The sequence below is a fragment of the Pimelobacter sp. 30-1 genome (genome assembly GCF_018831735.1).
GTDB lineage: Bacteria > Actinomycetota > Actinomycetes > Propionibacteriales > Nocardioidaceae > Nocardioides.
The window spans coordinates 360,222-372,976 of record NZ_NHTS01000003.1; the positions used below are offsets into that span (position 1 = coordinate 360,222).

The window sequence follows — 12,755 nt, forward strand, 5'->3', positions numbered from 1 at the left end:
GCTCCCGAGGCTAACAAGAGGGCGGTCAGTCCCGGTCGGCGCGGTGACGCCGCGCCTTGGCGATGGTGTCCTCGACGATCGAGTTGAGCCGCGCACCCTGCGGCCATCCGGCGTAGTGGCTGAGGAAGACCACGATCTCGCGCAGCGCCTCGTCGTCGAGCTCGCCCGCGGCGTGCGCGGCCGGGACCTGGATGCCGAGCACGTCGGCGGCACCCTGCCCGGCGAGCATCCCGATCAGGAGCAGCCGGCGGTCCCGGTCGGTGAGCCCGGGCCGCTCCCAGATGTCGGCGAAGAGGTGGTCGGCGGTGTAGCGGAAGAAGTCGCCCGTGCCGTCGGTCATGTCGAAGCCGTAGACCTGCTCCATCCTGCGCAGGCCTCGGGCCCGCGCCTCCGGCAGGCCGGCGAACTTGTCGGTCTCGTCGCTCATCGCAGTCCCAGTCCCTTCCCGAGGCGCGGCAGCGCCTCGCGTGCCAGTGGTACGTCGACACCGAGCTCGTCGGCCAGCGCGATCGCGAGGCCGAGGTCCTTCTCCCCCAGCGCGGTCACGTGGGTGAAGACGCCGTGCCAGAAGTCGTCGGGCGCGATCGGCGCCGTCGTCTCGCGGTACATGATCGCGCCGGGACCGCCGGTGATGGCGTCGGTGTGACGCACGACGTCCCCGAGCGCGACCAGGTCGAGGCCCGCGGCCTCGGCGAGCCGCTGGGCCTCGGTGACCGCGGTGAAGGCGACGAAGTGGATGAGGTTGCGGGCCAGCTTCATCCGGGTGCCGGCGCCGACCGGGCCCGCGTGGACCACCTTGGCGCCCATCACGTCGAGGGCCGGGCGGGCCGCGGCGAAGGCGTCCTCCGCACCGCCGACCATGATCGCCAGGCTGCCGTCGGCCGCACCCATCGGGCCGCCGCTGACCGGGGCGTCGAGCACCCGGCGTCCCTCCGCCAGCTCGGCGGGCGTGCCGGGCGCGACCGTCGAGTGGATCACCAGCACCGTCTCGGCCGGCACCTCGGCGGCGACCGCGCGGACCTGCTCGTCGTCGCGGACCATCACGCACACCACGTCGACCGCGGCCGCCAGCGCGGCGACCGAGCCGGGCGCGGTGGCACCCGCGGCGACGAGCTCGGCGACGGGCTCGGGCGCGACGTCGTGCACGTGGAGGTCGATGCTGGGCGCCGCCGCGAGCCGCAGCGCCATCGGCTTGCCGATGTTGCCGAGGCCGACGAAGCCGACGCGGACCGGGGCACTCATGCGCGGAAGGTCTGGCCGCCGTCGACCGCGAGGATCTGGCCGGTCACCCACGACGCCTCGTCGGAGAGCAGGAAGAGGCAGGCGCCGACCATGTCGTCGACCGACCCCATCCGCTTGAGCGCGAGGTTCTTGACCAGCTCCTTGGCCGCATCGCCCGCCTGGACGCGCGTCGCCTCGGTGTCCGTCGGCCCCGGAGCGATCGCGTTGACCCGGATCCTCATCCCGCCGAGCTCGTGCGCGAGCTGCTGGGTGAGCCCGTTGACGCCGACCTTGGCCAGCCCGTAGAAGCCCGAGTAGAGGTACGCCGCGGTGCTCGACTGGTTGACGATCGCACCGCCGCCGCGCTTCTGGATCTCGGGGTAGACCGCTCGGGTCATCACGAGCGCGCCGTCCATGTTGACGCCCATGAAGCGGCGGTAGTAGTCCCAGTCCACGCTGATGAGGAGGTCGAACTCCATCGCGCCGTAGATCGCCGCGTTGTTGACCAGGGCGTCGATGCCGCCGAAGCGCTCGACGGTCGCGGCGACCAGGGCCTGCGCCGACTCCGCCGACGACACGTCGCAGCGCACGAACAGCGCCTGCCCGCCGTCGGACTCGATCTGCTTCGCGACCTGCTCGCCCGCCTCGGTGTTGACGTCGGCGACCACGACGGCCGCACCCTCGGCGGCGAGCGCCTTGGCGTAGGCCTCGCCGATGCCCTGCGCCGCGCCCGTGACGACGACGACCTTGTTCTCGAATCTCATGCCGGCTCCGCAATCGTCTTGGTCTCCAGGTACTCCTCGAACCCGGCGACACCCATCTCCCGGCCCACGCCGGACTGCTTGTAGCCCCCGAAGGGGGCGTCGGGGCTGAACCACACGCCGCCGTTGACCGCGAGCGTGCCGGTCCGGATCCGTGCCGCGACGGCCTTGGCGCGCTCCAGCGAGCCGGAGTCGACCGAGCCGGAGAGGCCGTAGGCCGAGTCGTTCGCGATCCTCACCGCGTCGTCGTCGCCGTCGTGCGGGAGCACGACGAGCACCGGGCCGAAGATCTCCTCCTGCGCCAGGCGCGAGGAGCTGTCGAGGCCGGCCACGACGGTCGGCTGCACCCAGAACCCGGGCTGGTCGATCACCGCGCCTCCGGTGGCGAACCGGCCGCCCTCGGCGACCGCGACGTCGAAGTACGCCGCCACCCGGTCGCGTTGCACGGCCGAGATGACCGGGCCGCAGATCGCGCCCGGGTCGGCCGGGTCCTTGGCCCCGATGGACTCCATCGTCTGGGCGGCGACGGTGACCGCCTCGTCGTACCGGTCGCGGGGGACGACGAGCCGCGTGGTGATCGCGCAGCCCTGACCGGCGTGGATGCACGCGGCGAAGGCGGTCGCGCCCGCCACCGCGGCGACGTCGGCGTCGTCGAGCGCGATCGCGGCGGACTTGCCGCCCAGCTCGAGGAACACCTTCTTGAGGGTGGGCGCGGCGGCGGCCATGATCGCGCGGCCCACGCCGGTCGAGCCGGTGAACGAGACCATGTCGACGCGCGGGTCGGTGGCCAGCACGGCGGCCACGTCGTTGGCGCGCGGCGTCACCACGTTGAAGACGCCGGCCGGGATGTCGGTGTGCTCGGCGACGAGGCGGCCGAGCTCGGCCGCCACCCACGGGGTGTCCGGGGCGGGCTTGAGGACCACGGTGCAGCCGGCCGCGAGCGCCGGGCCGACCTTGGCGAGGTTGATCTGCGTGGGCACGTTCCACGGCGTGATCGCGGCGACGACGCCGACCGGCTCGCGTCGTACGGTGCGACGGGAGGGGATGCCCATGGGCGCGGCCACCCCGAGGTCGGTCTCGAACGCATAGGTCTCGGCGAGGTCGGTGACCCACTTCAGCCCGTCGACCGGTACGTCGAACCCGGCCGCGCCCATCATGAAGCCCGGCATCCCCACCTCGGCCGTGGTCAGCGCGCGGAAGGCGTCGGCGTGGTCGAGCAGCGCGGTGTGGAGCTGACGCAGGCAGCGCACCCGCAGCGCCAGGTCCGTCGACCAGTCCGACTCGTCGAACGCCCGCCGGGCCGCGGCGATCGCGGCGTCCACGTCGTCGGCGGTGCCGTCGGGGGCGACCCCGATCTCCTGTCCTGTCGCGGGATTCACGATCGCGTAGGTCGCACCGGACGACGCCGCGACGAGCTTGCCGTCGATGAGCTGCTGCGCCGGAGGCGGCAGTGCCGTCATCGCACGGGCTCCTGGGTGACGTAGTCGCCGCGCTCGACGGGCGGCGGCCACACCGTCGAGGGCAGGTCCTTGCGCCGGTAGTGGCCGGGCACGTCGTGACCGGTGACCGACATCCGCTTGAGCAGCGTGTCGGGCGCCTTGCCCGCCTCGATGATCGACAGGAAGGTGTGGGCGGTCGAGGGCATGTCGAACCAGTCGCGCTGCCAGGCGATCTTGACCTGACCGGCGTCCGCGCCGGAGGTCTGCCGCTCGACACCGAACCACGAACCGCCGAGCCCGAGGATCTCGTACTCCTCGCCGTTGTCGTCGAGGATGCCCGAGCGCTGCTTCCAGAAGCCGACGATCATCGCCTTCTTCTCGTCGATCACCGTGCACACGTAGTCGTAGTGCCAGCCGTCGAGACCGTCCATCTCGATGCCGATCGCCCAGTCCCGGATCTGGTCCCGGCCGACCGCCATGAAGTGCTCGTCGTGGGAGTACATCCAGCCGTAGGTGGCATCCTCGGCGAACCACTCGGCCATCACCCGCCAGTCGCCGGTGCGCTCGGCCTCGCGGTTGATCTCCAGCCAGGAGTCCCAGAACTCCTCGATCTCTGCGCGGGTCAGGTCACTCATGTCAGTCGGTCTCCTCGATCGAAAGGGCGAAGGCAGGGCAGTACTTCACGGCGGTGGCGACGTCGGTACGCCGTTCCTCGCCGGGGTGCTCGTCGAGCAGGGTGACCACGTCGTCGGCGCTGTCGAACCCGAACACGTCGGGGGCCTCGCCCTGGCAGAGCTGGTGGCCCTGGCAGACCGTGGTGTCGGCGACGACCCGGAAGCTCATCGCGACCGCCGGCGATAGCGGACCCGGCACGGCTGCTCGAGCTGGATCACCATCTTGGAGCAGTCGTCGCGGTAGGAGTCGGCGGGCTGGGCCGTCTCGAACTCGAAGTCGCGCAGGATCACCGAGAAGATCGCCTTCATCTGCATCATCGCGAAGGCGTTGCCGACGCACCGGTGCTTGCCGGCGCCGAAGGGGATCCAGGTCCAGCGGTTCTGGAGGTCCTCCTGCCGCGGGTCGATGTAGCGGCCCGGGTCGAACGCCTCGGCCGAGGGGAAGTCGGCCTCGATCCGGTTGGACACCTTGGGTGAGGCGGCGATGAGCGTGCCGGCCGGGATCGTGCGGCCGAGCAGCTCGAAGTCCTCCTGGACCAGCCGCATCAGGATGATGAGCGGCGGGTGCAGCCGCAGGGTCTCCTTGAGCGCCGCCTCCAGCACGGGGATCGAGCGCAGCGCCTGGAAGGACACCTCAACAGGACCAGTGCCGTCGGCTGCGTCGGTTCCATAGAGCGCGTCGAGCTCGCCGACGACGTCCGCCATGACGGACGGGTGGCGGAGCAGCTCGATCATCGCCCAGGACGCCGTGCCCGAGGACGTGTGGTGCCCGGCGAACATCATCGAGATGAAGATGCCCGTGATGGTGTCGGCGTTCATGTCGATCGAGATGAGGACGTCGAGGAGGTCGCGCTCCTCCTTGGCCACGGTGCCGCGCTCGCGGCGGCGGTCGATGATGTCCTGCACCAGCGCGACCAGCCGCACCCGCGCGGCATCGCGCAGCGCGAAGGACTCGATGTCGGCATAGGGGTCGACGTACGCGATGGCGTCGGTGCCGCGCTCCAGCTCGTGGTAGTGGTGCGCGAACGAGCTGTCGAGCTCCTCGCGGAACGGCTTGCCGACCAGGCAGGAGGAGGTCGTGTAGATCGTCAGCTCGGCGAAGAAGTCGAGCAGGTCGATCTCGCCCTCGTCGCCCCAGTCCGCCACCATGCGGCGGATCTCGGCCTCGATCGTCTGGGCGTGCCCGCGCATCTGCTCGCCGCGCAGCGCCTGGTTCTTGAGCATCTGCTGGCGCTCCTCGGGCGAGGCGTCGAAGACCACGCCCTTGCCGAAGATCGGCGTCATGAAGGGGTACGCCGCCGCCTGGTCGAGCACGTCCTCCGGGGCCCGGAAGAACGCCTCGTTGGCCTCGGCGCCGGTGACCAGGACGACGTCCTTGTCGGCGATCCGGAACCGGCCGACGTCCCCGCACTCGGCCCGCACCCGGTCGAAGAGCCCGATCGGGTCGACCCGCATCTCCGGCAGGTGGCCGGTGCCCTTGATGATCGCGGGCACGTCCGGGCCCTGGTCGTCGAGGACGATCGAGACCTCGGGGATGTCGGCAAGGCTCACGATGACTCCACGGGTGCTTCGGGGTTGACGTCGACGGGGCTCAGGTGGACGCCCCGCGGCGCGCTGACGACGGAGGTGATGACGTCGGCGATGGCCGACGCCTTGAGGAAGTGCGAGTGCCGGGCGTGGCCCCACTTGAGCCACTCGTTGAGGACCTTGGCCGCCGCTTCGGGCGACCAGTCCATGCCCATCTCGCTCCAGGTCGGCCCCGGCCGGACGACGGACGCCCGCACGCCGGTGCCCTCGAGCTCCATCTGGAGCGAGGCGACGAGCCCCTCCAGACCGGCCTTGGTGGCGCTGTAGCCGCCCATGAACGGCCGCGCCCGCAGGGCGACGTCCGAGGAGACGAACACGATGTCGCCGCGGCGGCGCTCGACCATGCCGGGCACGAACGCCCGGACCAGCCGGTGCGGGCCGAGCAGGTTGACGTCGACCTCGTCGGCCAGCCGCGAGCTGTCGGTCTCCAGCAGTGCGCCGGGGCCGATCAGCGCGGCATTGCTGACCACGACCTCGATGTCGCCGAGGTCGGCGGCCGCCTTGGCGGCGAACTTGGCGACCGACTCGTCGGAGGCGACGTCGAGCTGGTGCGCGACCGCCTCTCCCCCGGCGTTGCGGATCTCGGCGGCGACCTCCTCGCAGCGGTCGAGGCGGCGCGCGCCCAGCGCGACCGGGAACCCCGCCGCAGCCAGGGATCGCGCGGTCTCGGCGCCGATCCCGGAGGACGCGCCGGCGACCGCCGCCGGCCGTCGTACCGGTTGGTCGTACTTGCCCATGGTCATGACCTCCGGGGGGTGAAGGTGACGGGGAGCGAGGCGAACCCGCGCACGCTCGTGGAGTGCACCCGGACGGCACGCTCGGCGTGCACCTCCAGGTCGGCGACCCGGCGGACGAGCTCGTCGAGGACGACGCGCGCCTCGAGCCGGGCCAGGTTGGCACCGAGGCAGAAGTGCCGGCCGGTGCCGAAGCTCAGGATCTGGGCCAGCTCGGCCTTGTCCCGGCGCACGTCGTACGACGTGGGGTCGGTGAAGACGCGCTCGTCGCGGTTGGCCGAGCCCAGCAGCACGAGCGCCTTGGCGCCCGCAGGGACCGTGGTGCCGCCGATCTCGGTGTCGCGCTCGACGTGGCGCGCGAGCATCTGGCTCGAGGTGTCGTGGCGCAGCGTCTCCTCGATCCACGGCGCGACCAGGTCCGGGTCGGCGAGCACCTGCGCCCGCTGGCCGGGATCGGCCGCGAGGTGGAAGAGCGCGTTGCCCAGCAGCTTGGTCGTCGTCTCGTTGCCGGCGACGACCATCAGGAAGAGGAACGCCATGATCTCGCCGTCGCGCAGCCGATCGCCGTCGACCTCGGCCGCGACCAGCGCCGAGGTGAGGTCGTCGGTCGGCGCCGCCCGGCGCTCCTTGACCATCGCGGCGTAGTAGGTCATCAGCTCGATGGAAGCCTCCATGCCGGCCTGCGGCACGTCGCGGACGCCGTCCTCGCGGTGCACGACGAGGTCGGCCAGGCGGCGTACCTCGTCCCGGTCGGGGACCGGGACGCCCATCATCTCGGAGATGACGTCCATCGGGAGCTTGCCGGCGAGGTCACGGATCCAGTCCGCGTCGCCGTCGGCGCTGCGCTCCAGCGTGGTCGCGAGGTAGTGCTCGGTGAGCGCCTGCACCTCGGGGGTCAGCTCGCGCACCCGGCGCGGCGTGAAGGCGGCCGAGACGAGCCGGCGGATGCGCGACTGCTCGGCGCCGTCGAGCGCGAGGAAGGACATCACCCGGTGCGCGTCGGGGCTCCACGCGCTGGCGTCGAGCGAGACGCCCATCCGGTTCGAGAACGTCTCGTCGTCGCGCAGCACCGCGAACACGTCGGCGTGCCGGGAGACGACCCACAGGTCGTCGGCGGCCGCGTGGTGGACAGGCGCCTCGTCGCGCAGCCGCTGGTACGTCGGGTACGGGTCGTCCTGGAAGGCGTAGTCGTAGGGGTCGAACGCCACTCCGCTGGTCGAGCCTGTCGAGACCGTGCTCATGAGTTGCCTCGCAGGATCACGGCGACCGCCGAGACGAGCTGCTCGGCGATCTGGTCGTAGGTCAGCAGGCCCATCCCGGCCTGGAGCAGCGCACCGGAGAAGGTCAGCACCAGCACGTCGAGCACGGCGGGGTCGGCGGGCGTGCCGGGCTCACCCAGCGCCGACTCGAAGCGGGCCAGGAACTCCCCACCGATCTTGAGCCGCAGCCGGGCGACGTCAGGGTCGGTGCCGAGCAGGGCCGGCGTCACGGCGGCGGCGAGCTCGGGCTCCTCGACGATCCGCGCGGTGAGGGCGCGCATCGTCGCCTGGAGCCGCTGGACCGCCGTACCGTCGCCGCTCACCCGGAGCCGGGCGCCGCTGAGGTGGCGCCAGAACAGCTCGGCGAAGAGGTGGTTCTTCGAGGCGAGGTAGGTGTACGCCGTGGCCGGCGAGACCCCCGCGCGCTGGGCGACCGTGCGGATGGTCAGCGCCTCGTGGCCCACCGCGCGCAGCTCGGCCAGACCCGCGGTCAGCAACCGCTCGACGGTCTCGGCCTGGCGCCGGTTCAAACCCTGACGCGGCGTCTCGAACACTTGACTGGACACGTGTCCAACATAGGAGACGTTCTCGGCGGGCGCAAGACATTTCTAGAACACGTTCCTATTGTGGGGCCATGCGCAACGGCATCGTCCTCTTCACCTCCGACCGCGGCATCACGCCGGCCCGTCTCGCCCAGGCGGCCGAGGAGCGGGGCTTCGACACGATCTACGTCCCCGAGCACACCCACATCCCGGTGCGCCGCGACGCCCTCCACCCGACCGGCGGCGAGGACCTCCCCGACGACCGCTACCTGCGCACGCTCGACCCGTGGGTCTCGCTGGCCACCTGCGCCGCCGTCACCGAGCGGATCGGCCTGTCCACCGCGGTCGCCCTGCCGGTCGAGTCCGACCCGATCACGCTCGCCAAGACGCTGGCCACGCTCGACCACCTCTCCGGCGGCCGGGTCACCATCGGCGCCGGCTTCGGCTGGAACACCGATGAGCTCACCGACCACCACGTGCCCGCGGGCAAGCGCCGTACCGTCCTGGCGGAGTATCTCGACGCCATGCGCGCGCTGTGGACGCAGGAGGAGGCGTCGTACGACGGCGAGTTCGTCTCGTTCGGCCCGAGCTGGGCCTACCCGAAGCCCCCGCAGGGCCGGATCCCGGTGATCATCGGCGCCGGCGCCGGTCCCAAGACGATGAAGTGGATCGCCGCCCACGCCGACGGCTGGATGACCACGCCGACCTCGACCGAGGTGGCGGCCGGCGCCGAGCTGCTGCGCAAGGAGTGGGCCGAGGCCGGGCGCGAGGGCGAGCCCGACGTCCGGGTCCTGGTCGCGAAGCGGCCCGCGGCCGAGGACTTCGCCGACTGGACCGCGGCCGGGGCGTCCGAGCTGATCTGGGGCGTCCCGGACAGCGACGAGTCCGCCGTGCTGACCTACCTCGACAAGCTCTCCGGACGGCTCGGACTCAGCGCGTGACGAGCCGGTACGCCGCGCTGTCGCGCGACGAGCTCGCCACACTCGTCCCCGAGCTGCTCCTCATGGGCCAGCTCATCGACCGCTCCGGCATGGCCTGGTGCATCGCGGCGTTCGGCCGCGACGAGATGCTGCAGGTCGCGATCGAGGAGTGGGCCGCGGCCAGCCCGATCTACACCCGCCGGATGCAGGAGGCGCTCGGGTACGCCCCCGCGGTGGCCGGGCAGGGCGACGTCGTCACGATCTTCAAGGGGCTGCAGCTCGACATCGGCGCCCCGCCGCAGTTCATGGACTTCCGCTACACCGTCCACGACGCGTGGCACGGCGAGTTCCGGCTCGACCACTGCGGCGCGCTGATGGACGTGGAGCCGATGGGCGAGGACTACGTGCGCGGCATGTGCCACGACATCGAGGACCCGACCTTCGACGCGACCGCGATCGCGACCAACCCGCACGCGCAGGTGCGGCCGATCCACCGCCCGCCGCGCACGCCCGCCGACCGGCACCCGCACTGCGCCTGGACGGTGACCATCGACCCGTCGTACCCGGAGCCGGAGCCGGTCCCCGCACTCGCCGTCAACGAGCGCTCCCGCGCGGCGACCCTGACGCTCGCCCCCATCGACCCGGCCGACGAGGGCGCCGCCGACTACGCCGGCCCCCTGCTCTCGGACGTCGACTTCACCGCCTTCTCGCACTCCGCGCTGGTCCGGATCGCCGACGAGGTCTGCCTCCAGATGCACCTGCTCGACCGCTCGTTCGCGCTCGCCGTCGCCGAGCGCGTCGAGACCGACGCCGAGCTGGTCAAGCTGCGCCGCAAGCAGCTCATCGGCATCGCCGGCATCGGCGCCGAGCGCCTCGCCCGCGCCCTGGACCTCTCCCGCGACCCCGCCGGCGCCCTCCGCGCGATCTGGCTGCACCCGCTGCTCAACCCGGCCGCCTACGTCGCGGCCGCGGCCGGACCGGACGCGATCACCGTGACCTCCGGCCCCGCCGACGAGGACGCCGCCTGGATCTCCCTGTGCGGTCCGGACTGGCCCGAGGCCCTCCGCGCGATCACGCACGCCGTCGACCCGCACCTCGACGCCGTGGTCAGCGGCGAGCCGGGCGGCGGCTGGCAGGTCGCCGTCACCCGCGACGATGCCGCCCGCCCGGAGGCCGACGAGGTCGCCGTCACCCGGTTCAGCACCGGCGCGACCTTCGCCTTCGAGCCGCGCCGCTCGCTGCCCCTCACCGTCGTCTGAGCCCCAACCTCCGGCGAGCTTCAGCTGAAGCCTGCGCCCCCTCCGCATGAACACCCGGTGACGCCCACGCCTGGCCCCGCCTGAGGGCCCCCTGAAGGCTCACCAAAAGTTCATTTCGCGCTGCTAGCTTCCGGCCATCTCGCGGTCCCCGCACGCCTCGGCGTCCGGGGACTGCGTGCTGTCTCGGGACCGATGGCACACCCCCTGTACGCCGTCATGCCCTGACGGCACCCGATGGAGGACACACCCCCCATGACCCCCTCATCCCGACAGCACCGCTCCCGGTGGCGCAGGCGACCGGCCGTCGTGGCCGGCGGCCTCGCGCTCTCGCTGGCCGCCGGCGCCGGCCTGGTCTGGGCCGCGACCGGAGGCGGCCTCGCCCCGCCGGCCGTGGACCCGAAGGTGGTGCACGCACCGCTCGTCGTACCGGACCGGATCGTGCTCACGCCGACCACCGATCCCACCACCTCCCAGAACGTCTCGTGGCGCACCTCGGCCGCGGTCACCACGCCCAAGGTCCAGCTCACGCTGGCCGGCACCGGCGTGGCCCGCCCGAGCAGCACCGTCGACGCCACGTCGACCACCTTCACCGCCGACCTCGGGTACGACGTGCGCCAGCACTCGGCGTCGCTGACCGGCCTGCAGCCGGGCACGACCTACCTCTACCGGGTCGGCGACGGCGACACCTGGAGCGAGTGGCTCGAGTTCGAGACCGCCCGCGCCGGCAATGCGCCGTTCTCGTTCATCGTCCAGGGCGACGCCCAGAACGACATCAAGTCCTACGTCTCGCGGACCTTCCGCGCGGCGTACGAGGCGCGCCCGTACGCCAAGGCCGTGCTGCACGCCGGCGACCTGATCGACACCGACGACTCGGACGCCGAGTGGGGCGAGTGGTTCGGTGCCGCGGGCTGGTCCAACGGCTCGATGAACGTGATCGCCGCCGCCGGCAACCACGAGTACTACCCGGGCCCCGAGCTCGCCGAGCACTGGGGCGCGCAGTTCGAGTACCCCCGCAACGGGCCGGACACGACGAACCGGATCTCCCAGCTCTACGCGGAGAACGTCTACTACACCGACTACCAGGGCGTCCGCTTCATCGCGCTCAACAGCAACTTCCCCGGTGACCCCGAGGCCTTCGCCGCGCAGACGGCGTGGCTCGAGGAGGCGCTGAAGAACAACCCGAGCAAGTGGACGGTCGTCACCTTCCACCACCCGGTGTTCTCGGTGAGCTCGGGCCGCAACAACGCCGCGATCCGTGACGCCTGGCTGCCCCTCTTCGAGAAGTACGACGTCGACCTCGTCGCCCAGGGCCACGACCACGCCTACGGGCGCGGCAACCTCGTCGCCAACGAGTCCGGCCTGCCGGCCGGTGCGAGCGCCGCCAAGAGCAACAAGGGACCGGTCTACATGGTCTCGGTGGCCGGCCCGAAGTACTACGTGATCGACCCCGTCTCCAACAACAACTGGACCCAGAACGGCGCGCACCTGCGCACCTCGCTCGCCAACACCCAGCTCTACCAGCTCGTCGACGTCACCGACGGCGAGATGCACGTGGAGAGCTGGAACGTCTCGGGCCAGATGGTCGACGCGTTCACCATCGCCAAGGGCGCCGACGGCACCAAGCTCGTCACCACCGACACGACGCCGCGGCCGTCCGGCCCGGGCTCGACCCGCGGTGGGATCGGCCGTCCGGACCTGCCCGAGGTCGCCGTCCCGGGTGAGCAGCCCACCGAGCCGGAGACGCCGACCAAGGTCGTCCCCGTCGTCAAGGCCACCACGCCCCAGCAGCGCTACGGGACGCGGACCCCGGTCCAGGTGAGCGCCACCGTCGCTCCCGTGGCCGGCGCCGTGCCGGCCGGCACGGTCACGTTCCGCGCCGGGAGCCGGGTCCTGGCCAAGGACGTGCGGATCGCCAACGGCACCGCGACGCTCACCCTGCCGCGCGACCTCGCGGTCGGCAGCTACGCCGTGACCGCGCAGTTCGTCCCCACCGGGACGGGCTTCGAGACCGGCACGTCCACCGCGACGACGGTCCGCGTGGCCCGGACGACCAGTGCGGTGTCTGTCTCCGGCCTACCCGCGAAGGTGAAGTCCAAGGCCCGCCGCACCCTGGCGATCCGGGTCGTCGTACCGGACATCGCCGCGCCCGCCGCCACGGTCACCGTGCGCGTCGACGGCCGCGTCGTCGCCACCCGCAAGGTCGCCGGCACCGTCAGCGTCAAGCTGCCCAAACTGCGTCCGGGCAAGCACAAGATCACCGTCGACTACGCCGGTACGGCGAACGTCGCGGCGTCCCGCGTGGTCAAGAAGGTCGTGAGCCGCCGATGAGCACGCCCGCCGACGCGATCCCCCACTCCCC

13 protein-coding genes are annotated in these 12,755 nt (G+C 72.0%); 3 read left to right on the plus strand and 10 right to left on the minus strand.

The genetic code is table 11. The features are described from left to right. Positions 1-25: 25 nt before the first annotated feature. From CCO04_RS07115 to CCO04_RS07160, 10 genes are read right to left on the minus strand one after another with little or no spacing between them, the layout of a single operon-like run. A complete protein-coding gene (locus tag CCO04_RS07115; protein ID WP_215813414.1) occupies positions 26-427 on the minus strand; it encodes a carboxymuconolactone decarboxylase family protein in 402 nt (133 codons plus the stop codon). Beyond that, positions 424-1,242, minus strand: coding sequence for an NAD(P)-dependent oxidoreductase (locus tag CCO04_RS07120; RefSeq protein WP_215813415.1), 819 nt, complete (start codon positions 1,240-1,242; stop codon positions 424-426). Before CCO04_RS07120 ends, CCO04_RS07115 begins: the two co-directional genes overlap by 4 nt. After that, entirely contained in the window at positions 1,239-1,985 is a 747-nt protein-coding gene (locus CCO04_RS07125; RefSeq protein ID WP_215813416.1) for an SDR family oxidoreductase, read from the minus strand. The genes CCO04_RS07120 and CCO04_RS07125 overlap by 4 nt, the downstream gene beginning before the upstream one ends. After that, positions 1,982-3,442, minus strand: coding sequence for an aldehyde dehydrogenase (locus CCO04_RS07130; protein ID WP_215813417.1), 1,461 nt, complete (start codon positions 3,440-3,442; stop codon positions 1,982-1,984). The genes CCO04_RS07125 and CCO04_RS07130 overlap by 4 nt, the downstream gene beginning before the upstream one ends. Continuing rightward, positions 3,439-4,056 (minus strand): hypothetical protein, encoded by a 618-nt coding sequence (locus CCO04_RS07135; protein WP_215813418.1) that lies wholly within the window; start codon positions 4,054-4,056, stop codon positions 3,439-3,441. The genes CCO04_RS07130 and CCO04_RS07135 overlap by 4 nt, the downstream gene beginning before the upstream one ends. A 1-nt stretch (position 4,057) precedes the next feature. Next, on the minus strand, positions 4,058-4,264 hold the full coding sequence (locus tag CCO04_RS07140; protein WP_215813419.1) for a ferredoxin: 207 nt from the start codon (positions 4,262-4,264) through the stop codon (positions 4,058-4,060). Beyond that, the gene (locus CCO04_RS07145) at positions 4,261-5,646 is read right to left on the minus strand and encodes a cytochrome P450 (protein WP_308281145.1); all 1,386 of its coding nucleotides are present in this window, start codon (positions 5,644-5,646) and stop codon (positions 4,261-4,263) included. The genes CCO04_RS07140 and CCO04_RS07145 overlap by 4 nt, the downstream gene beginning before the upstream one ends. Next, positions 5,643-6,419: an SDR family oxidoreductase gene (locus CCO04_RS07150; RefSeq protein ID WP_215813420.1), complete on the minus strand. Its 777-nt coding sequence runs from the start codon at positions 6,417-6,419 to the stop codon at positions 5,643-5,645. Before CCO04_RS07150 ends, CCO04_RS07145 begins: the two co-directional genes overlap by 4 nt. A gap of 2 nt (positions 6,420-6,421) precedes the next feature. Beyond that, on the minus strand, positions 6,422-7,657 hold the full coding sequence (locus CCO04_RS07155) for a cytochrome P450 (RefSeq protein WP_215813421.1): 1,236 nt from the start codon (positions 7,655-7,657) through the stop codon (positions 6,422-6,424). Continuing rightward, a complete protein-coding gene (locus tag CCO04_RS07160) occupies positions 7,654-8,241 on the minus strand; it encodes a TetR/AcrR family transcriptional regulator (RefSeq protein WP_215813422.1) in 588 nt (195 codons plus the stop codon). Before CCO04_RS07160 ends, CCO04_RS07155 begins: the two co-directional genes overlap by 4 nt. 68 nt (positions 8,242-8,309) lie before the next feature. Between CCO04_RS07160 and CCO04_RS07165 the strand changes: the two genes are divergently transcribed. From CCO04_RS07165 to CCO04_RS07175, 3 genes are all read left to right on the plus strand, one after another. Next, a complete protein-coding gene (locus CCO04_RS07165; RefSeq protein ID WP_215813423.1) occupies positions 8,310-9,158 on the plus strand; it encodes an LLM class F420-dependent oxidoreductase in 849 nt (282 codons plus the stop codon). Then, positions 9,155-10,396 (plus strand): hypothetical protein, encoded by a 1,242-nt coding sequence (locus tag CCO04_RS07170; RefSeq protein WP_215813424.1) that lies wholly within the window; start codon positions 9,155-9,157, stop codon positions 10,394-10,396. The genes CCO04_RS07165 and CCO04_RS07170 overlap by 4 nt, the downstream gene beginning before the upstream one ends. Before the next feature lie 252 nt (positions 10,397-10,648). Next, the gene (locus tag CCO04_RS07175; RefSeq protein ID WP_215813425.1) at positions 10,649-12,724 is read left to right on the plus strand and encodes a fibronectin type III domain-containing protein; all 2,076 of its coding nucleotides are present in this window, start codon (positions 10,649-10,651) and stop codon (positions 12,722-12,724) included. The last annotated feature ends 31 nt before the right edge of the window (positions 12,725-12,755 follow it).